At 45.4% G+C, this 22,590-nt stretch carries 14 protein-coding genes; 9 read left to right on the forward strand and 5 right to left on the reverse strand.

From position 1 onward, the window contains the following. Nucleotides 1-25: 25 nt before the first annotated feature. The 8 genes from OXH00_05610 to OXH00_05645 all read left to right on the forward strand — a co-directional run bounded on the left by OXH00_05610 (nt 26) and on the right by OXH00_05645 (nt 12,709). On the forward strand, nt 26-1,195 hold the full coding sequence (locus tag OXH00_05610; GenBank protein ID MCY3740477.1) for a hypothetical protein: 1,170 nt from the start codon (nt 26-28) through the stop codon (nt 1,193-1,195). Next, nucleotides 1,192-2,052: a hypothetical protein gene (locus OXH00_05615; GenBank protein ID MCY3740478.1), complete on the forward strand. Its 861-nt coding sequence runs from the start codon at nt 1,192-1,194 to the stop codon at nt 2,050-2,052. The genes OXH00_05610 and OXH00_05615 overlap by 4 nt, the downstream gene beginning before the upstream one ends. A 91-nt stretch (nt 2,053-2,143) precedes the next feature. Further along, nucleotides 2,144-3,985: a DUF3352 domain-containing protein gene (locus tag OXH00_05620; protein ID MCY3740479.1), complete on the forward strand. Its 1,842-nt coding sequence runs from the start codon at nt 2,144-2,146 to the stop codon at nt 3,983-3,985. 500 nt (nt 3,986-4,485) lie between these two features. Continuing rightward, nucleotides 4,486-5,295, forward strand: a complete 810-nt coding sequence (locus tag OXH00_05625) for a hypothetical protein (GenBank protein MCY3740480.1) — start codon at nt 4,486-4,488, stop codon at nt 5,293-5,295. A gap of 223 nt (nt 5,296-5,518) precedes the next feature. Then, nucleotides 5,519-7,360, forward strand: coding sequence for an ABC transporter ATP-binding protein (locus OXH00_05630; protein MCY3740481.1), 1,842 nt, complete (start codon nt 5,519-5,521; stop codon nt 7,358-7,360). A gap of 165 nt (nt 7,361-7,525) precedes the next feature. Then, nucleotides 7,526-9,361 (forward strand): ABC transporter ATP-binding protein, encoded by a 1,836-nt coding sequence (locus tag OXH00_05635; protein ID MCY3740482.1) that lies wholly within the window; start codon nt 7,526-7,528, stop codon nt 9,359-9,361. Nucleotides 9,362-9,486: 125 nt separating this feature from the next. Continuing rightward, nucleotides 9,487-10,740, forward strand: coding sequence for an ABC transporter permease (locus OXH00_05640; GenBank protein ID MCY3740483.1), 1,254 nt, complete (start codon nt 9,487-9,489; stop codon nt 10,738-10,740). A 412-nt stretch (nt 10,741-11,152) separates the two neighbouring features. Next, entirely contained in the window at nt 11,153-12,709 is a 1,557-nt protein-coding gene (locus OXH00_05645) for an RNA polymerase sigma factor (GenBank protein ID MCY3740484.1), read from the forward strand. On the opposite strand, the gene OXH00_05650 is transcribed toward OXH00_05645, so the two are convergent. Further along, the gene (locus tag OXH00_05650; protein ID MCY3740485.1) at nt 12,680-12,802 is read right to left on the reverse strand and encodes a hypothetical protein; all 123 of its coding nucleotides are present in this window, start codon (nt 12,800-12,802) and stop codon (nt 12,680-12,682) included. The two genes, OXH00_05645 and OXH00_05650, sit on opposite strands and share 30 nt — an antisense overlap. A gap of 49 nt (nt 12,803-12,851) precedes the next feature. Between OXH00_05650 and OXH00_05655 the strand changes: the two genes are divergently transcribed. Then, complete coding sequence (locus OXH00_05655) at nt 12,852-15,233, forward strand: carboxypeptidase-like regulatory domain-containing protein (GenBank protein MCY3740486.1); 2,382 nt, start codon at nt 12,852-12,854, stop codon at nt 15,231-15,233. Between the two features lie 81 nt (nt 15,234-15,314). Here the strand turns inward: OXH00_05655 and OXH00_05660 are convergent, their stop codons facing one another. From OXH00_05660 to OXH00_05675, 4 genes are all read right to left on the reverse strand, one after another. Then, entirely contained in the window at nt 15,315-16,196 is an 882-nt protein-coding gene (locus OXH00_05660) for a DUF1932 domain-containing protein (protein MCY3740487.1), read from the reverse strand. Between the two features lie 181 nt (nt 16,197-16,377). Further along, the gene (locus OXH00_05665; GenBank protein MCY3740488.1) at nt 16,378-17,337 is read right to left on the reverse strand and encodes a YozE family protein; all 960 of its coding nucleotides are present in this window, start codon (nt 17,335-17,337) and stop codon (nt 16,378-16,380) included. A 126-nt stretch (nt 17,338-17,463) separates the two neighbouring features. Continuing rightward, nucleotides 17,464-19,770 carry a tetratricopeptide repeat protein gene (locus tag OXH00_05670; GenBank protein ID MCY3740489.1) on the reverse strand — a complete coding sequence of 769 codons (2,307 nt, stop codon included), beginning with the start codon at nt 19,768-19,770 and terminating at the stop codon, nt 17,464-17,466. A 382-nt stretch (nt 19,771-20,152) separates the two neighbouring features. Beyond that, entirely contained in the window at nt 20,153-22,540 is a 2,388-nt protein-coding gene (locus OXH00_05675) for a tetratricopeptide repeat protein (GenBank protein ID MCY3740490.1), read from the reverse strand. Between the last annotated feature and the right edge of the window lie 50 nt (nt 22,541-22,590).

A 22,590-nucleotide genomic window follows, 5' to 3' on the forward strand; every position in this document is an offset into this window, starting at 1 on the left:
ACATTGAAAACACAGGAGGTCTCTCATGAAAAATCGTTTGTTCCCTATTATTATAGGATTGTGCTTTGTCTCTCTGATTGGGGTGGCGTTTTTACGCACACAAAGCACGAGGACCGAGGCACCCGTTGAGTCAGAATCGATTCAGGAAAGTATCAAACCAACCGAGATACCCGAAAACAACGGGGCAAACCCGCTTACTGAAACCGATGCATTCTCCCAAGCATTTGGGCCAGACGTAGATGTAGAGAAACTCGAAGCGGAGCTCTCCGAAACATTTGGGCCAGACGTAGATATGGACAAACTCAAAGAAGCACTACGTTCAAAAGACCCTGAACGCATGAAAGATGCCTTGGGACCAGAGATGGCAGCCCGACTTGATGCCACCATGCAGTTCATGGAGGAAAAGATGGAGGGTTTAGAAGAAGGTGAATTTCCTGATTTCAATCTCCAAGAATTCATGAACGTCGTTATGGGTGAAAACGGTCCGAAATTTGACTTGGCGGAAATTTCACAAAAGGCTTTCCGAGAGCATTTTCCCGAAGGCGAACCTGCGGATTATGAAGCGGAAATGGCGGAACGCATCCATAAAATAGTCGCTGACACACCCGGCGACTTTCACAAGGTAATGGCTGCTGTTACGATGGGTCTCCTCAAGGAGCAGGATTTCCAATTCTGGGCACTTGCCAACTTTAAAGGTGAGATAGGTCAACAGATGAAATGGATGACAGAACAAATTCTGGTAGGCGGCGAATTAGAGAACATCCAGTATACTGTCCCGGAAGATATATCTACAGTTTTTCCAATGCTTACGGAAGTTGAAACGCAAAGCACAGAAACGCCGACTCCAACACTGCAAGCCACACCATCCGCTACGGCATCAACTGAGCCGCCATCTACCTCTTCAAACGAAAACGGCGTGGTTGCAACAGAGAAATCTCAAACGGAACCGCCACCACCGATGTCGGTAGAGCGGATAAAATCTATCAGAGAACTCTTATCTCAAGATGGGACGGATGCGGGTCTTTTGAAACTCCTTGAAGCGGATAAGGACGCAGCAAACTATCTTTTGGAACGTTTTAACTCATCAACCGAAATAGAAGAATGGCTTACTAAACAATCTACAGAGGGACCGCGATCAGAATCCAATCCGCGCGAAATCCCACCACAACCCTTACCACCGGAGGTTCAACCATGAGACTAAACATGAACATCACTGCTATGAGACGCGTTATCCTACTCCTATTGTTTTTCTTTCCCTGTTTCAATGGCGTTGTTGCAGGCGAAGCAGAAAATCAACCTGAGACGGAAACCGGAAATGAACTTGTCGGAAAAGTGATGAAACAAGCAGAGGATGCATTTGCACAGCACGAAAAGGACAAAAAGGCACTCAAGGCATTGGTGAGCAAACCTTTGACCGACGCACAGCAAGCATTGCTGCGCCAACTTCTGCCGCACCCCGGCACGCTCGATGAAATCTTATCCAGCGCACCATACTTAACCTATCTGAAAACCGAAGTGGGAAAAGCATATAAGGATTTTCCAGCTTATGTTGCCGCGATGCCAACAGCAAAGCAGAAAACCGATGTGCTGTTTTCTTTCAAAAAAGCGTTACCCCCAAAAACAAAAGCAGAAGTACTATCGGTTTGCACAGATTACTACTTCAAACTCCGCTCAGCGTCGGTAGAGAATCCGAAGTTTTTTAATGAAACGGGTTCGCTTATTGCATTCCAAACCAAACACTTGGCGGAACCCTTGATGGCAATCTATCCAGCAGCAGAATTGTTTTCCCACATGTCAGAAATAACGCAGATGGCGATGGTTACCAATCTTAAAGGACAAATGTACACGGAAGTTTACCATGAGGCGTGGCGAGAACGTTTAGAGAAACACGGTTCGCAAGAGGGACTTTTGAGATGTGCTATCGCGACACCCGCTGAATTCGCCCTTGTGCGTTCATTTTTTGAAGACACAGCAGCATTTGAAAAATGGATTCAGGCACTTTTGAAGACAGAAAAGGAGTCTGACGAGAAAAAAGAGCAGTTAGAGAAATAAACAAGATTTAAACTTAACTCACGTTAAAATTAACGTCCAAATCCAGCGTGGATACGTCCATAAGGATTAATACACCTCAGGAGAAATTATCATGATTAAGAAATGTTTGCACTTATCCTTCACCGCGTTGACTCTTATGACAACGCTTCTATGCGTTCGTCTAAGTATCGCAGAAACTGATCTCGCTACGGATGACCCTTCACATAAATCAGAAAGCATACCGGTTCCTGTTTCCAAGAATAGTGTCCTGCATCTAATTCCAGAACAGACTTTAGGACTCATTTACTGTCCTAACCTGCTTGAATTGGATAACAGCATTAATACATTGGAGACAGAACTTCTATCTCACGCGCAAGCCTCCGATGTGTCTGTGGCAATTTTGTCGAGTATCTTCGGATCTCAATTTGAGGATTTAATTGCGGTGGAAGAGATATTTAATGTGAACCGAGATTTTGCGACCGTCCTTACCGGTTTGAAACCGCTGCAATTCGCTGTCCTCGCGCATCTAAGAGACCCTGAAACAATAAAACAGATAGTTGAAAAGGTGACAAAAGCAGATGAACGCACGGCATATAAAGGCATAACCTACTGGAACGACAGCGAAGATGGCGAGATTATAGCGATTTTAGACGATATCCTCATCTTCACAAAACAGCGCGAAGTCTGTGAAAATATTATTGACACCTATAACGGAACAATACAGGCTATCACACAAAAGCCCGATTATGTCTCTTTTCTTACCGATATATCGGAAGACGACGATCAGTTGGCGTTGTACTTTGATGTTGAAACCGCCATCGCTACGTTCGACAAACCACTTGAGAAAGAATTGGAATCAATCATAGAAACCCTTGAAAATGAAGACGAAGATGAGAATTCGATGTTCCCGGTAATTGTGCCGTTCCTTAAAGGTATTTCTGGAGAAAATATGGCATTCATCAAGCATCTGCAATCTGCAAGCGTCCGATTTCAAATGGAAGGTGCTGATATACAAATCAAGCCATTCTTGGCATTCGGGAGCGATAACAAATTTCTGAAAATTTTAGGAGAGGCATCCGATGAACTGGTCTTCCTCAGTGAACTCCCAAATAACGCTTTTCTAAATTGCGCTTTTCAAGGAAGTCCAATTTTGCTAACTGAGACAAGCAAATTTTGGTTTAGTGTTTTTCCAGATGATACCCGAGAAAAACGAACGCAGCGAGATGCGCTCCGCGAACAGGTGAAAGATTTTTATCAATCTTTGGCGGATCGATGGAGTTTCTCTCTCAATTTAGGGGATCCCCCCATACCTGTGTTCATCTATGAACTGAAAGATGAACACAGTGCGAAAATCTATATGGATGAAGTGTTTCTGGAAAAACTTAAGGATACAGGTGCTTATCCGGGTAAGTCAATAGTGCACAACCGTGTTGAGATCAAAAGTTACGTGTTTCCGAACTTTAAGGCGGATCTTCCAGAGGAAGTGCCAGAAACTTCTAATTTGGCACCCTCCGAATGGCACTGGTATTATGCGTTTACTGAAGGGCAACTCCTTTTCGCAACAGGGACCACTCCAGAGATTATTCAAATGGCTCTTGATCGGAGGGCAGGAGGCGAGGAGAAGTTTTCTGACCATCAAAGTTATCAGAAACTCATTGGCAAGTTGGGGACCAACAACAACGTGTTTTTAGCACTTTCCCCGATTACAGCGTTCAAAAGCCTCGCGCCGTTGATGGGAGAGCCAGAGCTAAACGATCCAAACATGGCAATACTACAAATCTTTTCGGGTATGTTCATGAACCTACCAGAGAACTACAGTCTCGGTTTTGCTGCCAAATCAAAAAACAACGGCCTTGATGCAAACCTGCTCCTTAGCCTCGGTGACTTCAAGCAGCTCGGGGAAATGTTTGGAATGATGGAACAAATAATGCCTCAAATGATGCAGATGCAATAGACTCGTTTCTAACTCGTCCATAAGTTATGAAGATTAAGAATTTAATCGGGTAATTTTGCGAGCCCAAAAACGGACACACGCCTGTCACTGTTGCGTTCTGAACTGTGATTTTTCCGATGGCTATGATTCCCATGATAAGAGAACACATCACAAGAAATTGAACACCGAAAACCCAGGCCTGACGACTCAGCAGTTCCGCAGGAACGTCCTCCCTGTAGAAACTTCAACACCACAATCAGCATCTTATTTTTCTTCAGAGATTTTATCACAAAAATCAGAGAAATCACAGTTCAGACTGACTCTGCCGAGAATGGCACGAAATATCCCTAAATTGACACCGATGGTCCGCCGCAAACCGCACCTACCGGACCTGGGATCCTAAAATTGGACGAAAAAACCGAAAACTTAAATAGTCCTGATGATATTGACTTAAAAGGTTGCGATCCGATTTAAAAAATGCTATGATAAGCGCATAACACTAATCGGAGAAGGTACACCCGATGAAAAAGCCAATATTTCTGATTCTTATCGGTATAGGCGTTCTGATGCTTGTCAGTGGGATAGTTTTTGTGGTCCCGTGGTTCGGTAGAATGATGGAGGAGATGGATCAGATACACGCGCAACAAGAAGAACACCGACGCGCCTTAGAAGCATTCGCTCGCGAACCGTTGACTGAAGACAAAAAAATGCTGCTATCGCAACTTCTTGAAGCCGCCCCGGAAACAGACACATCGCAAAGCCCAAACGATTTAGAAGCCATCCTGTCAAGCGAACCGTATCTTACCTATTTAAACACACGAGAAGAACAGGATTATGCTGATTTCTTGGCATACGTCGACGCAATGCCGACAGACAACATGAAAACCGTCGCGATTTCCAGAATCAAAGCAATGCTCGGAGCAGATAAAAGTGATGAAGAATTAAAAGTTTGGCTGAATTACTATTTTATTGTTCGTGAGTGGGGGACTACAGTTGAAAATCCACTTGATAATATCAAGGAACTTCACGAACTCCAGCAGACCCATCTAATAGAGCCGTTGATGGAGAACGATTCAGAACTATCAGGTTTTTCCACTGCAATTGTGCAAATCAGCACGTCTCCCACATCCATAACCGAGGATAACAATGTGTTTCAAGAGGTTTGGCGTGAACGTTTAGAGGCACATGGAGAACAAGAGGGATTGCTGCGGTGCGCTATTGCATCCCCGAGTGAATTTGCGCTCATGCGTTCGTTTTTCGCGGATATGGCAGCATTCCAAAAATGGATTCTCGCACGTCCTGAACCTGAACCCCAAAATATAGAAGAATAAAATCTGTTACGGAACTGGCACCAGACGATTCTTGAAAACGTACTCGGTGCCAGTTTTTTTGCCGGGCATAACTTGCTCGCGTTAACGATTTCGATAGGAACAGGATACACTAACGTTATTATTTACATCGCCGCACAATTTATTATAGAATTCCCAATTTTAAGTGATTTTTTCCAAAGCCTTCGGATTAAACTCGGTAGGCTATTTTTATTGGAGAAAAAAAATGAACGCTGACAATACACATCCCACCAACACCGAACCGGAATCCCGCCCGTCAGCGATAAAGACGCTCCGCCGTTTTTTCTTTATCGCTTGGCATGCGAGTCGATTCGGTGCAATTGCGCAAGCACTTTTGACGCTCGCACACGGGGGCATCCCTATAGGGATTCTTTGGGCAAGCAAGGAACTGGTGAATCTCATCGCTGCGTTTCTCGATGAGGAAGCGGATTTAAGTTTAGAAACCGCAGCTCCGTGGGTGGTAGCACTCGTGCTTTTGGCAATGCTGAGAAATATAGCAGGCACCTGTGATGGCTACCTACGATGGAAGATGAACAACCTTATCGGACTCCACCAGCAGGGCGCCTTACTTGAGGCGACAACGCATATCGACTTCGCCGTTTTTGATCAGCCACAGACGTATGACCTCATACAACGGGCACGACAGGCATTGGGGCATCGGCTCACGAACCTACTACGCTTTCTAACAGAGGTTGGACAACTCTGCGTGACGTTAGTGGGATACGGGGTACTCCTATGGATAGCCGATCCACTGCTGGTCCTCGTAGTGGCGTTACCCGCGCTACCCTCCGCTTGGCTTAAAGTTAAGACAGCCGAAAGCAGGTACAGCCACGATTACGCAGCGACACCTGTACGGCGTATGATGGATTATATGCTGAGTTTATTGCTCGGTACCACCTCCGGACAGGAAGTGCGGCTCTATGGTCTTTTCAATCTGCTTTTCGGACGTTGGCGAACGAACCACGAAAAATGGAAGGAAGAATCGCTTGCAAAGATCTGGACGGAAGCGAGAGCCTCCATCGGTACAACTATTGCTGAAATGATCGCGTACGCAGTCGCGATTGGTATACTCGCTGCGCGTATTGTGGACGGCAATCTCACGCTTGGAGATTATGTGGTTCTTACCGGCATCGCTGCGTTCTTCCAAGGAGATCTGGAGGGATTGCTTAGAGAAATAAAAAAAATACTTGAAGATGTACCCTTGCTGCGTGATTTGCATTTCCTCTTAGAACGCGGAAAAACGGCGCGTACGCAGTCAGGCACCGAGACATTCCCGCAGCCCTTACAACACGGCATAGAAGTCCAGAATCTACGCTTTCACTACCCGGGCGCGACTGACGATGTGTTACAAGACATCAACTTTCACGTGCGTCCGGGAGAGATCGTTAGCATCGTGGGTGTTAACGGTGCCGGAAAATCGACACTTATCAAACTATTGCTCGGATTATACAAGCCTGATGATGGCACAATCCGCTATGACGAGAAAAATATTGCCGCGATTGCCCCAGAACAGATGGCACTTAACTGTGCAGCCGTTTTCCAAGACTTCGCGCGATTTCGTAGACCTGTGCGTGAGGAATTGGTGCCAGGTCCCCCAAACTTCAACATTGACGACGAAGCACTCCGGCGCGTCATCAATGCAGTCGGTCTTGAGGAGCGTTTTCAGACGCTTCCGCGCGGCCTGGATACATTTTTAGATCCTTCACTCGGTGAAGAAGGTGAGGGGGCAGAGTTATCTGGTGGTGAATGGCAAAAAGTTGCACTCGCGCGGGCTTTAGTTCGGAATCCTCAAATCCTTGTCCTTGACGAACCGACAGCAGCGTTGGATCCACAAGCCGAAGTCGAACTCTATCAACGTTTTGTTGAACTTGCAGCAGGACGGATGACGTTCCTGATTTCACACCGAATTGGATCGGCGCGGCTCGCAGATCGGATCTTGGTACTGGATTCGGGACGTATTGTTGAAGACGGGACACATGAGGCATTACTTGCCAGAGATGGACTCTACGCCAGATTTTTTCAAGCACAAGCACACTGGTATCAATAGGAATTGCTCAGAAGAATGGAAACTGTCTGTCTTGAGCGAACCCCAAGGAACAATTAATCAGGATAATTCCAAAAAACGAGTTCGGAACGAAGTGGAGAACGGCTCTACGACGGTGGATAGCAAATGCCAATCCGACCTGACCGAACCGCAAGGAACGATTAAAAGATGCAAAACGTTAATGGAAAATGGAAGACATGGGGATTGGCTGCGAAAGAAAGTATCATCGCGTACTTCCGTACTTTTGCGATTGTCTGGCGGAGCGGGGCACTCTCGCTTTCAGGGATGATGTTTTTCACACTATCCCTCGGCGTTCTGCCTGTAGGCGAGTTTTTCGTGACGGAACACTTGGTCAATGCAATCACCGCAGCCATAGGTGATACCGGCTGGTGGCGGCAAGTTGTCCCGTGGTTGCTTGGTCTGCTCGGCCTACAAATCTATAGTACGGTCGCAGACCAGTTACGAGAACCCTTACGCCTCAATGTCAGAGAAAACATCGAGATTTGGATTAGTGAGGGGATCGTTCGGAAATCCAATACAATAGAACTCGTCGAATTCCAGACCCCAGAATTCCAAAACGCGCTGGCGCGAGCGCGCACCATGTCCGGTGATGAACTTGAAGAAATTGTCTGGTGGATTGTTGATAGCATCCAACAATTAATCAGCGTCATCGCGCTGGGTATCGTGCTGTGGAGCCTCCATCCGTTGTTAGCATTGCTTCCGATGGTGACCGGTATAGCGTCTTGGTGGAGTGGTTCACGCTTTGCTGTTGATACTTACAGCCTTGATGTAGAACAGACCCCACAGCGGCGAGAACGAGATGCGTTAGAAGGTATTTTGACAGATCGGGGCGCAGGTAAGGAGGTGCGGTTATACCAAGCACAGGACCTCTGGATAGGACGCTGGCGAAAGTTATGGAAAGAACTTATACAAGCGCAACAGGCAATTGAACGGCGTAAATTTTGGGCGCATCTTGCAATTGGTATCTCACGCGCCTTGTTGTATGCTGGTTCCCTTATTCTTTTATTGCTGGCGGTTTTTCGGGGCGGACTTACCGTCGGTAAGTATATCGCCGCGATCAACGCCATTGTCAACTTAGATGGCATCTGGGACAGCGTCGCCGGTTATTTTTTATTGATTGCAGACGATATGCGGCGTTTGTCAGGAGATTTGTATTCGTTTTTGGATCGCGACACTGCAGCAGTGGCTAAAGACCCTTCAACACCTCAGAAAGCACCGAATCTGACAGCCGCACAGGAACCTTCACATCTGCAAGTAGAAAATGTTTCGTTCTTCTATCCAAATGCGCAAGAACCCGTACTTCGTCACGTCAACCTAACATTGAATAAAGGGGAGCGGGTGGCACTTGTTGGCCCCAACGGTGCGGGAAAATCCACATTGGCGCGCCTGCTGCTTGGTCTCTACCGACCGCAAACGGGTTTAATTCGCGTTGGAGATATACCTTTAAACGAAGCAGAGCGTCAGCAGTGGCTAACACATTGTAGTGCAGTGTTTCAAGATTTCACGTGCTATCATCTGACTGCACGCGAGAATATTATCTTTGGTGACCTTGAACATCCCGAACGTATGGAAGTGGCATCGACTGCCGGTGGTGCAGTTTCGGTTATTGACAGACTCAATGCGGGTTATGAAACTGTGTTAGGACCCACTTTTGGGGGACGCGATCTATCCGGCGGCGAGTGGCAACGCATTGCAACAGCAAGGGGTTTCATGCGGGAAAGCCCATGGCTCGTCGTCCTTGACGAACCGACTGCGGCACTGGACCCTTTAGCCGAACAAGCGATCTATGAACGATTTATTCAACGAAGTAGCGGACGGACATCCCTTATAATTTCGCATCGCTTGTCTTCAGTCCGCACCTGTGATCGCATCCTTGTCCTCGATAACGGTACAATTGTTGAAGATGGGGACCATGAAACCTTATTGGCAAATGATGGACTCTATGCACAGTTCTTCAGGGCACAAGCGCAGTGGTATGTTTGAGAACGTATCGTTTCAAATCAAACCATCGTTGAGAGTGTTACAGACAGATATCCTAATACCAAAACACCTTGATTGTATTTATCTACGTTTCAACCTCAACACAAATTTGAATGAGGAACAGGGAAGTGAAAGTTTATGAGGGATTTTCAACAGGACTCTCTGTCATACTACAGGAAAAAATGCGGTCGGCGTTGACGATGTTGGGTATCATCATCGGCGTTGCCGCTGTGTTGGCAATGCTTGCTATCGGCGATGGTGCGAAGCGCATTGTCATGCAAGAGTTTGAAAAGTATGGCGGTCATTTTTTTGTCCGTCGGAATCCGTGGATATGGCGCGGCGACCGCGTCTTTCCAAACCGCAGCGGTGAACACCTGAAATACGAAGATGTTTTGGCAATTGAAGCCGAATGTCCTACTGTTGAATCTGTGGTACCGAGTATCGCTGATGAAGTGCTCGCGCAGTCTGAAGATGGTGCTACAAAATGGACGGAGTATGATGGCGTTAATTCTTATTTTCCTATAGGGATGCAATGGCAAATTCAGCAGGGACGTTTTTTTTCCGAAGATGAATTCAATCATCGACGAAAAGTCTGTACACTCGGTACGGAGGTTGCAACAGAACTGTTTGGAAATCAGAACCCCATCGGTAAAGAAATTAAACTTTCACTACAAGGGGGAAGACCTGACCGCTTTACCGTCTTAGGCGTTATGGCGAAACGCGGCACAAGCCTTCAATACGGATTTAGTTGGGACGACATTGTGTTCATACCTCTAACCACCGCACAAGACAGATTCAAAGGCAAACGTCATGTCAATTATATCAACATCAGAGCAGTAGACAACGATTCCATCGAAAAAGCCGCTGAAGAAGTGAAAGCCGTTCTAAGAAAACGACATCGCAATCAAGACAACTTCTTTGATATTAGTTTCGCGACTGCAGCAGTAAAAGAACTCGATAGAATTAGCCGAATTATCAAAATCATGCTCAGCAGTATTGCTGGGTTTTCGTTGTTTGTTGGAAGCATTGGCATTATGAACATGATGCTGGTTTCAGTGAATCAGCGTACACGAGAAATTGGTATCCGTCGCGCCATTGGAGCCAAGCGACGCGATATTCTTTTACAATTTCTGATTGAAGCGGTTATGATGTGCAGTATCGGGGGCTTATTGGGTATTGGACTTGGCATAGGGATTGGATATGCCTGTTCAAACATCGCTGTCAAAATCGTTAAAGTTGTTCCGCAATGGCCAGTTGTGATCTCACCACAATGGATGGCAGTTTCTGTTAGTATTTCAGCGTGCATTGGTATTGCCTTTGGGCTTTATCCAGCGGTGAGAGCGTCCCAAATTTCGCCAATTGAGGCATTGCGAACAGAATGATACCAAAAATTCATACCCTTTGCTATTTTTATTAGGACTTACGCATCAGTGATTTATATGGCAGGAGATTTCAGTTGTTGACAGAGGTATTGTTGAAAAAACGACATCACGAGAATATACCAAGACCGATTCTATGAGGTTATGTCAAACATTATTGCGTAAGTCCTAATTCAGTTATATCTATGAACATTTTTCTGCACTAATTTCGCAAGGCGTGTAGAATTTTTCATTCTTAACCCCCTAAATCCCCCTTATCAGGGGGTTTTTATTTTTTTATCCAAAAACCAAATAGCCCTGTATGTTTGAGGATATTTGCTTCTTCTACGATTTTTTTCGCGGAATTGTGTAAGTTTTTATCCACAAGTCGCGTCACTATATACCAAATAAGGCACTTTCTTTTTTGAGGCGTTTGATGAGAAATAACAATGCTGAACTGATCCAACGTATCCTTGAAGGCGATGATGCTGCTTTCGCGTGCTTGGTTAGGAAGTACCAGAAGCGGGTTCACGCGCTTGCATGGCGGAAGATTGGCGATTTCCATATCGCTGAAGATATTACGCAGGAGACGTTTCTACAAGTCTACCGGAAATTAGCGACACTGAAAGATCCGACTCAGTTTCCGGGGTGGCTTTATGTCATCGCCAATCGTTGTTGCCTCGCGTGGCTCCGAAAGAAAAGGATCCAGACAGAACAATTGGAGGAGGTAGATATAACAATGGTAGAGAGCCCTTCATATTCCAAACACGTCGCTGCAGAGCAGGCAGAAAGTGCAACGGAAACTAAACGCGAACTGGTTAAAAACTTATTGGCGAAATTGAAGGAAAGCGATCGTACCGTTCTGACGCTCTATTACTTCGGTGAAATGACGTATGCGGAGATAAGTGAGTTTTTAGGCGTATCAGTCAATACTGTCGCGACGCGTGTTCATCGTGCCCGGGAACGCTTAAAACAGTACGAACCCATGATTCGAGAAGTACTCAGCAGTTTTCAACTGTCTCCGAATTTAACAGAAAACGTCATGCGCGAAATTCCACGTATCAAACCGCTACCACCTACCGGTGGAAAACCACCAGTTATCACGTGGGCACTTGCAACTTCAACTGTTATTTTCGTTGTGATGATGCTCGGCATCAGTAACCAATACTTCACGCGTTTCCAGCAGCCTTACAACTTTGATGCTACATCCGAAATGACAGTCGAGATTATTGACACACCTGTTGTCCGTGATCTGCCATCAAAGCCGGATGTCCGAAATCAGTTCGGAAATATCAACGGCACCCATAAAAGGAGGGGTACAGACATGAAACTTAATGATACTCTTGAATCACACTTTAATGCGATTGGCGGCCTCGCGAGGCTCTCAGAAATTCGGAATGTCCGACGCTCCGGTGACGCCCAACTCACACAATGGAATGGACAACCTGTGAACGAATCGGGTCGCGTTGAAATAGTAGCAGTCGTTGGAAAAAAATCGTACAACCAACAAGACTTCGGTGAACTTTTCAGAGAAACCAGCGTCTGGAATGGTGTAGGGGGTTGGCAATCCGTTATGGGAAACAGTCCAACAATCCTTCCAGAAACAGAGTATGGACGTGCCAGAAGCACAACCTATATGGATCCATTGCAGGCAATCTACGAAGAATTTGGGAACAGTGTATTTCAACAAATTGACGATGAACTGTTCCGAGGTAAGGAATGCTTGGTGATTCGAGTTATTGACACGGAAGATATATTCTATATCGATAAAGCTTCTAACCTACTCATCGGAGCGAAAACCACCTATACAGGTCTAAACGCGAAAAATGCTATCGCGGTCCTTCACTACGACGATTATACGGATTATGAAGGCGTAATGTTGCCCAATTCCTATGAAATCTTCATTGGAGACGGCGCGCTAACGGTCAATTACACCATTACAAAAACAGAGATTGACAGCGCATTAGACGAGACTATTTTTGAGAAACCGTAAGGTTTCAGTGTGATCCGCAAACGCTTGCGCGACTGCATAGGCGATAAGCATGTTATTCAGCATGCCGAGAGTGACGTTTTTCAAGTATCTCATTCTGTTTATACCACTCACAACCTATCCTAAAGGAAGTTGAAACTCATCCATGAAATCTTGCTTATTCTTCGTCCTATTTATTGGCATCATGATACCCTACTCTGTGTTTGCCGAAACGAACACTGCTCAAGAGGGTATGCCGGAAAGCATCCGACAGCCTATCTCGCCGACTACGGGTGATGTAGAAGGCACCGTCTACTCACAGGACACCGACACGCCCTTAGCTGCGGCAGAAGTGCACTTCACCGAGCTTGATGTGTCGACAAAAACCGATGCATCTGGAAACTTTCAGTTTATTGGCATCGCACCCGGCACCTATGTCCTGTCAATTATGCATCCAACGTCCAAAACCCCAGCCACTGTGAAAATAGAGGTAACCGCGGGTGAGACCAAGCAGGTGAAAATATACGTTGGAACAACTGTCCAACTTGAAACAGTCCTTGTGAAAGGGCAAAGCCTTCCGCCAACGATTAGCCGTAAAGTGATGCGAGGCAGCGAACTCGTCCAGATTCCCAGTGCTGGAAGTGATGCACTTAGAGCGATCATGACACTGCCGGGAATCGGTGTCCCCAACGATTTTCTCCGAGCACTCCATATCCGCGGAAGTGCGCCCGGCGATACGCGCATCTATGTGGATAGGACTCCGCTCAGCTATCCCTTCCACTTTGGTGGATTCTTCTCAACAACGCATTCGGACAGTATCGAAAATATCTATGTGTACGCAGCTGGTTACGGGGCAGAATTCGGGTTAGATTCGCAATCGGTTATTGACATCAAAACGCGCGAACGTTTGAATAAACAAAGAGCAGGGGTTTTAGACCTCAACTTTATATCTCCCTACGGGTTCTTTGAAACCAAAATCGGAGATAAAGGGTACGCATCCATCGCTGGACGTTTCACCACCCTTGACCTCCTCTTAGGATTATTCTTTGATTGGACCTTTCCGACTTGGTCGGATTATCAACTCAAATTTGCATATCAACTCACCGAAAAACATCACCTAACCCTTAATGGTATCGGTGCGACAGATCATTTCGACTTCTCCGACACCCGGTCCTCCGCATATTTCAAGAACGGGTTTCAGGCAGAAGGGGTACACCTACGCTCACATCTCACTGATAGACTCACGTCCCATCTCTCTCTTACCCATTCCTATAATTTCCTGAATATCAATCTCGGTGGTGATCCAAGTCAAGACGAAGCATCGGCAAATGAAAAATTCATCTACTCATCAGTCCAAGTCAACGTCCCAACGTATACCCTTCGCGAAGACCTTTCCTACGAACTTACACCGAAACTCCGACTTGAGCAAGGATTTCTTTTCGCCTTCAGCCCTGCAGAAAGTACCACACATACCTTTCTCCCAGAGATCATCAGTTTCGATGATGAGAAACTCGTTTGGGAAGAGAAATTCGACACATTTCATTACAGTTTTCAGCAGGCAGAAGGATACCTACAGACCCGCTATGATCCGTTAGCCTTTTTGTCCATTGCACTCGGTGTGCGGCTCGATTACCTCAATTTGACAGAAAAACTCTCCATTCAACCGCGTGGCAGCCTTAGCTTAACACTCCCTACTACCTCTACCCTCCGATTCGCCTACGGTAGATATGAACAGAGCCCCTTCGCGTATCAAGTCCTCAAAACGAACGGAAACAGAGACCTGAAATCGAGTATCACCGAACATTATGTTGTCGAATTAGAGCATGAACTCTCTCCACAAACACAACTCAAATTCGCGCTTTATTACAAAGACATGGAAAAATTAGTCACCCGATCTGTCAATGTCGATGCACTTTTTGACAATACCAACACAGTTCTCACAACACCCTATCGCAATCAAGGAACAGGTTTTGTAAACGGGGCAGAGATTTTCCTACGGCACCGTGTGAGCGAAAAGTTTTTCGGCTGGTTCTCCTACGCATACACCCATGCAGAACGGCGTGAGACCCTCAACGCCTCCTACAAACCCTTTCTTTTCGACAATACACACATTGCCAGTCTCGTTGCTAACTACAGTCCAACACCCAAAATCAGCATTGGCGCAAAGTGGCAATATGTCAGTGGAACCGCTGCAGTTCCGCTAAGCACACTCCTGATGATCCAAGACCCAGTCACGCTCGGTATGCATCCCCTCCTCTCCGATGTCACAGGTGCACTTGCGCCCGCTGCATTTCAGGCGTATCACCGCTTAGATCTGCGTTTGAGTCGTCAAAGAACGCAATGGGGTATCCCTGTAACAGAATTCATCGAAGTCTGGAACGTCTATAACAGCCAAAATAAGATAAATTTCAGTTTCCCTGATAATCTCGTCACAGAATTTAAAAAGACAGACTCCGAAGAGTTTCCGTTAGATTTAGAAACCTCGGAGTATAAGAGTCCTGTGCGATTCCCATTTAATTTCACTTTCGGTGCTACATACAAATTTTGATCCAAACCCACTTACGATCCGTAAGACTTGGCATAACAAGCCAACGGCACAGTATCCTACACGCACAATGGATACCATTCTTTACTTCAATTTCAGGTTTTCCGCCAAGATTTCAATCAGTTCGGCTAAAGTCGGGAATTCGTCGCGAGCTTCCGGTGGTAGATCCGCGAGGTGTGTGTCGCCAACAAAGCGGTACATATCCGCCGCGCCTGTCAAGATATTCGGTGTCAGTCCGACGTGTTCAAAAGTTGCTGAAATCTCTTCCATCTCACCTATCCAACGTCTCGCTTTCGGTGGCATGCTCGGCAATCCTCTCTCCATCCGCTCAAAAAGTGCCGATTGGCTCAATTGAAACTCTGCGGTCAATGCGTCCGAAACCCCCAAAACCGATGCTGCAGTGAGCAGCTCTGTGCAGAGTGCTGTCAATCCTTTCGTTAGGGAGGCGTAGCACATCTTAATCGCAGACGCAAGCCCTATCTCGTCGCCAAGCGCGCGCACATCTAACCCGTAATTGTTGAGTTCGGAGAATGTGTCGAGGTTCGGTCCCGATGCGTAGAAGCGTGTTGCTCCCGGTGTGCGAGGGGGCGGGCCGATAATGGACGCATCAACAAAAGTTCCACCTACGGCGGTGATCACATTTCCCAATTTGCGAACCGTCTGGGGTGCGATGGCGTTGCAGTCGGTGTATGTCAGCGTTGTGTCGGTCTCCTGCAATGCTTCCGCGACTGCGGACGCAGCGGACATCGCCTGTGCAGGTACCATAATTGAGAGGATAAGGTCAGCTTCGCTAACAAGTTGCGGATACGTCGGCACATCCACAATACCTGCTTTCTCAGCGAGTTCATGGGTGCGTTGACTTCTTCCGTGCAGACAGGTTATGACGCGCAAACCGTTTTCACGAAGGACGTTCCCGACAGTGTGCCCCATATCACCAGGACTTAAGATTCCGACAGTGTTGGGCATAATGGGCTGTGCCTCCCTTGGTGTTAATTGCCAGACTCAGGATTCATGTAGTATAAAGCGTTAGTTTGTGCGGATGACGCGGATTTTTTAGATATGCGTTTTATCCGCAACCGATTTGGGACTTGGATGGTTTTCCAGAAAAGTGAATGCCTCTGGGAAAATAGAAAAATAATATTATCGTTTAGTAGACTTTATTCAGTAATATCTCACCTCGCTTCTGATCCATTTTTCTCTCTAAATCTTCAAAAGCGTACATATATGTCCGTTCCAAAATCCATGCTTCACTAATAGGAACAGATTTTATTATTCCCATTTTTGGATAACGGTCATTGTTTAACAAACCTCCAATCCATTTAACTTTATCAATAGTTCCTGGACAGGTAATGTGTGCTTTAAGTCTGGTAGATGGATCGTCAGTTTGCCCGACGTATTTAACCTTCCTGCTGTCATTAACCTCCTCAAATAAGACGTAGATATAGGTAGTTTCATCCGGTGCTTTTGGGTATTCGTCCCCGTAATTTATAATTTGCCCGTTTGATGTATCATAGAACACCTCACAATTTTCAATAACTTCATCGTTAGGGTACGGTGCTTTTTCGCCAGAATAGGCTTCCCATGCTGTGCATAAGGTATTGATCGCCCCCTCGGATGCATTCAAAGATTTCAGATAATCCCAAAAATCAATAGGTTTCTTTGCTTTACGAGGCCAAGTATCATCGAAATAGGCATCTCCAGCTAAGTGACTAATGACAGAGTCCTCATCTTTTTTCTTAAAAAGCCATCTTGAAAAACCGGTGGGTCGTACATATTTCCATTTTTCCTCCGAAATCAATAACTTTATTCCAAAATATGCATTCGGACCATCATTAATGACTTTAATGCGATAGCCAAGGTTATGAGCCGCTTGGATAAATGCCCCGTTTGAAACGTATGTATCCGCCCAATCTTCTACTCTATGTTTTAAAGAATATGAACTCTCATTTCCTATTTTTGAATAAGTTTCACTGTATTCTGTGAGCCATTCTTCACAGGTCTCAATTTCATCAGGAATTAAGGGTCTATCTCGGTTAGAATCAAGTTCAGAGTTTGGAATAAGCCCATCACCACTTATCATAAAGTCTTTTCTTCCTGATCTCAACATGACAATCTCCTTCTATATTCTACTAAACTTTGGACAATTTTAAGGATACTCAACGGATAGATCAGATCGAAAAAAATCCGTGAAATTCGCGTCATTCGTATAATCCGCGATTTAGACGATTTATGCCTATGGGGGTGTCAACATCGCGGCGATGTCTTCGGGCAGCTGAACGCCTTTTGACTGTTCAAAGTTGGCAATACTTCCATGGTCTTGGTGAAATACACTGATGATGTCTAACCCCAGTTCTCTGGCAGTTTTTAGGTCTGTTTTGGCTTTTTCCCATTCTCTTAGGATGAACCACGACTTAGTTCTTAGGTAATAGACCATGGCATTATCAGATTGGAGTTCTATAACCTTGCTGAAGTCAATGATGGCCTGATCAACTTTGTCTATGGAAAAATAAGCAAGGCCTCGTTTGTAATAAGCTATAATATCATCGGGATTGAACTGTAGTACTTTATCAAGGTCTTTGATGGCGCGATCAAAGTCACCTTTTATGAAATAAGCACTGCTACGACCAATATAGGCTTCAGAAAACTTGGTATTGAGTTTTATTGCCTTATTATAGTCTCTGATGGCGCGATCAATCTCCTCTTTTTCCATCAAAATATATCCGCGGTTGCTGTAGGCTTCAGCAAATCTTGGCTTCAACTGTATCGCTTTGCTAAAGTCTTCAATAGCACTGTCAAAATCATCTCTGTGGCCGTACATAGTGCCTCGATTGTAATAGGCTTCGGCAAAATCCGGATTGAAGGATATAACTTTGGTAAAGTCCTTGATGGCCAGGTCAAGCTCCCCTTTTTCGATGTAAGCAGCACCACGATGGTAGTAGATTGTAGCATTAGCAGGGTTGAGTCCTATCGTTTTGCTAAAATCTTTAATGGCGAGATCAAAATCGCCTTTTGCGAGATAAGCATTGCCTCGATTGTGATAAGTTTTGACAAGTTCTGGATTGAGGCGTATTGCTTTGTTATAATCTTCAATGGCACTGTCAAAATCGCCCTTGCCACTGTAAGCACGCCCGCGATTACTATAGGTTGCGGCATAATATGAGTTCGGGTCTATAGTGTTATCAACCGTAATTTCGTCAAGAATCAGATAGCCGCGATTGTTATAGACCTCGGGAAAATTCAGTTTCAGTTCGAGTGCCTTGTTAAAATCTTTGATGGCGAGGTCATATTCGCCTTTGATCCCATAAGCAGTACCCCGATCATTATAAGCTGCAGCAAACTTGGGGTCGAACTGTATCGCCCTACTATAGTCCGAGATGGCGAGATCAAGTTCACCTTTTTTTCCGTAAGTACTCCCACGAGCGTAGTAAACCTTAGCATCATTAGGATTGAGTTCAATTGCCTTGTTATAATCAGTTAGTGCTCTATCAACCTTACCTTTTATTTTGTAAATAGTGCCGCGGTTGTTATAAGCTTTGGCAAGCTTAGGGTCTAGTGCTATTGCTGTACTATAGTCATCAATGCTCTCATCAACCTCACCTTTTTTATAGTAAATATTGCCACGATTGCAATAGACTTGGGGAAAATTCGGTCTGAGTTGTATTGCTTTATTATAATCCTCCATGGCTTTGTCAATCTCACCCTTTTCGTCGTAAACTCTACCACGACTGTAATAGGCCACGCTCCACTCTGGTTCGATTTCTATTGCTTTGGTATAGTCTTCAATGGCTCTATCATGTTCACTTTTGCTGGCGTAGGCAGTCCCACGGTTATTATAGGCCGTGGCATCCTCTGGCTCGATTTCTATTGCTTTGGTATAATCTTCAATAGCTTTATCATGTTCACTTTTGCTGGCGTAGGCAGTCCCACGGTTATTATAAGGAGAAGCATGACGGGTGGTGAGTTTAATTGCCTCTGAGTAATTTTCTATTGCCGTGTCTATTTGCCCGAGGAAGAACTGGCTATTACCTCGCTCAAACGCCACCTCAGCGCGTAGTTCCGCTTCAGATGTAATGGATGGAGAATCCATCTGAGACTGCATTTTGCTAACAACTTTTCGGAGGCCATCCACCACACTTTTCCAGCCTTCACTCTCACGTTTCCATACTGAAGAATCAGTAATCGGCTTGCCTTTATCTGGTAGAGCTTGGAAATCACTGAGTTGATGGTTTCCCCAATCACAGTGATCAAGGATAATTGGAACAACTCTTATCTTGGTGTTTGCATCCAAAGCAGCAGCTAATTCCTTATTGCAGTTTTCAGAGGCAAGACTATAAGCAGAGGTGAGGTAGAGCAGAATGTCCGAGTCAGCAAGGTTGCTGAAAATAGCATCATGCCACTTGTCGCCCGGCAGAATTTCGTTGTCATGCCAGAGGTTTATTAATCCCTCACGCTTCAGCACGGCAAGATGAATTATCAATTCGTCCTTTGCCTCTGTATCTTTATGCGCGTAGGTTATGAAAATCTTTAGCGGCTTGCTCATTGGTTCTTCTCCACAATCGCAATCTCTTCAGCAGTTAACCCATATAAAGAATATACCACACGGTCAATCTCATTTTCAAGGGAAATGACATCCGCATCTGGAAACGTCCTCATACCTCTTCCGCTCCAGCGGAGCGGTATGTGATGCATGAAAGAAATTGACGGGATTGATTATTCTCAGTATTTTTTTCGCATAAACTTGCATCGCAGTGAGATTTTGTGCAAACACAAACGCAATCTAACAGATTACGCTACAAAAACAGAGATTTCTCAAGACAGACTTCAGTTAATTGTCTGAATCGCGGATTTTCACGGATTACACGGATGACGCGGATTTCAAAATCTGTCCGATCTGCTTCCTCAATGATTCAGATGGTTTTCCCTCAACTGCTGGGGGTTAGCATTGCGGCGATGTCCGCGGGCAACTGAATTCCTGTTATCCGCTCAAAGTTGGCGACGCTTCCGCAGGCATTACGAAAACCTATGGCGATATCTATACCTACATTTCTGGCAGTTGACAAGTTTGATCTGAAGTCTTCCCATTCTTGCAGGTATAACCACGTTATCCCGCGATTGATGTATGCTTCGGTGTAATCAGGGTCAAATTCTATCGCCTTGGTAAAGTTGACAATAGCGGAGTGAAGTTCGCCTTTTTTCGCATAAACAGCACCGAGATCGTTATAGGCTTTGGCAAGCCCAGGGTCGAGTTCTATCGCTTTGCTATAGTCTGCAAGGGCGCGGTCAAGTTCACCTTTTCCGAGGTGAGCGATCCCACGTTTGTAATAGGCATCGGCAAGTTTGGGATTGAGTTCTATTGCTTTGTTACAGTCTGCAATGGCACGGTCAAGTTCACCCTTTGCTCCATAAGTAGCACCGCGATTGTAATAGGCTTGGACAAGTTTGGGGTTGAGTTCTATGACTTTGTTCCAGTCATCAATGGCACGGTCAAATTCACCCTTTGCTCCATAAGTAGCACCGCGATTGTAATAGGCTTGGACAAGTTTGGGGTTGAGTTCTATCGCTTTGTTATAATCATCAATGGCTTTGTCTATCTTGCCTCTCTTGTGGTGAACATTCCCACGATTGCTATAGGCATCAGCAAGTTTGGGGTTGAGTTCTATTGCTTTGTTACAGTCTGCAATGGCACGGTCAAATTCACCCTTTGCCCCATAAGCAGCACTGCGCCCACAATAGGCGTTGGCAAGTTTAGGGTTAAGTTCTATGGCTTTGTTACAGTCTGCAATGGCACGGTCAAATTCACCCTTTGCCCTATAAGCAGTACTGCGCCCATTATAGGCGTTGGCAAGTTTAGGGTTAAGTTCTATGGCTTTGTTACAGTCTGCAATGGCACGGTCAAATTCACCCTTTGCCCTATAAGCAGTACTGCGCCCATTATAGGCGTTGGCAAGTTTAGGGTTAAGTTCTATGGCTTTGTTACAGTCTGCAATGGCACGGTCAAATTCACTCTTTTCACTATAAGTAGCACCGCGATTGCTATAGGCTTCGGCAAATTTGGGGTCGAGTTCTATCGCTTTTTCATAGTCATCAATAGCGCAGTCAAGTTCACCCTTTTCCGCATAAACAATACCGCGATTGTTATAGACTTCGGCAAGTTTGGGGTTAAGTTCAATTGCACGTGAGTATGCTGCTATCGCCTGGTCCATTTGTTTTACCATCATCAGGAAGTTTCCCTGTTGTAGTTTCACATTGGATAGAGTCTCCATTTCCTCGGGTGTTATATGGACAGAGGGTTTTGCCTGAACCTGCATTTTGTTAATGGCTGCCCGGATACCATCCACCACATTTTGCCAGCCTTCGCTCGGATCCTCCCATTGGGAAATCGGTTTACCTTTGAGAGGTAGAACCTCAAAGTCGCTGAGCTTATGCTGCTGCCAATCACAATGCTCAAGAATGATTGGAATGACTTTTATGTCTGCGGTTAATGCCTCTGCTAACTCTTTGTTGCAATTTTTGGAGGCAAGACTCGCTGCTGACACGAGGTAGAGGAGAATATCCGCCTCTGCAAGATTTTTAGAAATATCTTCATACCATTCGTCGCCCGCAGTAATTTCACCGTCATGCCAAGTGGTGAGTTCATTTTTCTCTTCCATGACGGCAAGGCGTTTTCGCAATTCCTCCTTTGCTGCAGTATCTTCATGTGAATAGGTAATGAATCCTTTTAGGGAGTTCTCCGTTACTTTTTTTGCATTATTATCCCGTTTTTCTGTGTCAAAGGTGTTCTCTGCATTAGTGCTATCTTGATCTATACACCCTTCAGAAAAATCCGTGGCAGTGTTCGAGTCAACCCGGTTTCCGGAAGTATTTTCATGTTTAGTAGGTCCAGATGGTTCGGGTTGAACAACTTTAAGTATACTTTGTATGCCGACATCCCAATCTTTGTAAAGATTAATATAGTGCAAGTCTCTTAAGGTTTCCCCTCCACCAATGTTACGATCAGGAATCTTACATCTGTTTAACTTGACTGGAATAAACCAGATTCGCTCAGAGGGTTTTTGACGTAGTTCATCAATTGCGATTGTTAGTTCTTCATTCATGTAAGTCTTATCACTCTTATTCTGTTCTTTTGAGAAGCAAGCGACGAAAAAAGCCCCTTCGCGAATGGCTTTCCGAATCTCTTGTTTCCAGCGGCTTCCCGGATTGAGATCCTGCCGATCCAGCCAGACTTTGAGGCCGCGTGATATAAGTTCTTGGCAGAATTTGTCAACTATTTCCTCATTCTCACGGACATAAGATAAAAAAATGGGCTTCATTTTTTCCGTTCCCTTTTCAGATGCTCATTAATTCATGAATAAACCCCTGA

The sequence above is a fragment of the Candidatus Poribacteria bacterium genome (assembly GCA_026706025.1).
Lineage (GTDB): Bacteria > Poribacteria > WGA-4E > WGA-4E > WGA-3G > WGA-3G.

Excerpts from the sequence above, each read along its gene's own strand:
- OXH00_05650 (MCY3740485.1), bottom strand. The coding sequence starts at position 12,802 with ATGAGATACTTGAAAAACGTCACTCTCGGCATGCTGAATAACATGCTT.
- OXH00_05645 (MCY3740484.1), top strand. The coding sequence starts at position 11,153 with ATGAGAAATAACAATGCTGAACTGATCCAACGTATCCTTGAAGGCGAT.
- OXH00_05615 (MCY3740478.1), top strand. The coding sequence starts at position 1,192 with ATGAGACTAAACATGAACATCACTGCTATGAGACGCGTTATCCTACTC.
- OXH00_05610 (MCY3740477.1), top strand. The coding sequence starts at position 26 with ATGAAAAATCGTTTGTTCCCTATTATTATAGGATTGTGCTTTGTCTCT.
- OXH00_05625 (MCY3740480.1), top strand. The coding sequence starts at position 4,486 with ATGAAAAAGCCAATATTTCTGATTCTTATCGGTATAGGCGTTCTGATG.
- OXH00_05635 (MCY3740482.1), top strand. The coding sequence starts at position 7,526 with ATGCAAAACGTTAATGGAAAATGGAAGACATGGGGATTGGCTGCGAAA.
- OXH00_05665 (MCY3740488.1), bottom strand. The coding sequence starts at position 17,337 with ATGTTGAGATCAGGAAGAAAAGACTTTATGATAAGTGGTGATGGGCTT.
- OXH00_05630 (MCY3740481.1), top strand. The coding sequence starts at position 5,519 with ATGAACGCTGACAATACACATCCCACCAACACCGAACCGGAATCCCGC.
- OXH00_05675 (MCY3740490.1), bottom strand. The coding sequence starts at position 22,540 with ATGAAGCCCATTTTTTTATCTTATGTCCGTGAGAATGAGGAAATAGTT.
- OXH00_05670 (MCY3740489.1), bottom strand. The coding sequence starts at position 19,770 with ATGAGCAAGCCGCTAAAGATTTTCATAACCTACGCGCATAAAGATACA.
- OXH00_05655 (MCY3740486.1), top strand. The coding sequence starts at position 12,852 with ATGAAATCTTGCTTATTCTTCGTCCTATTTATTGGCATCATGATACCC.
- OXH00_05620 (MCY3740479.1), top strand. The coding sequence starts at position 2,144 with ATGATTAAGAAATGTTTGCACTTATCCTTCACCGCGTTGACTCTTATG.
- OXH00_05660 (MCY3740487.1), bottom strand. The coding sequence starts at position 16,196 with ATGCCCAACACTGTCGGAATCTTAAGTCCTGGTGATATGGGGCACACT.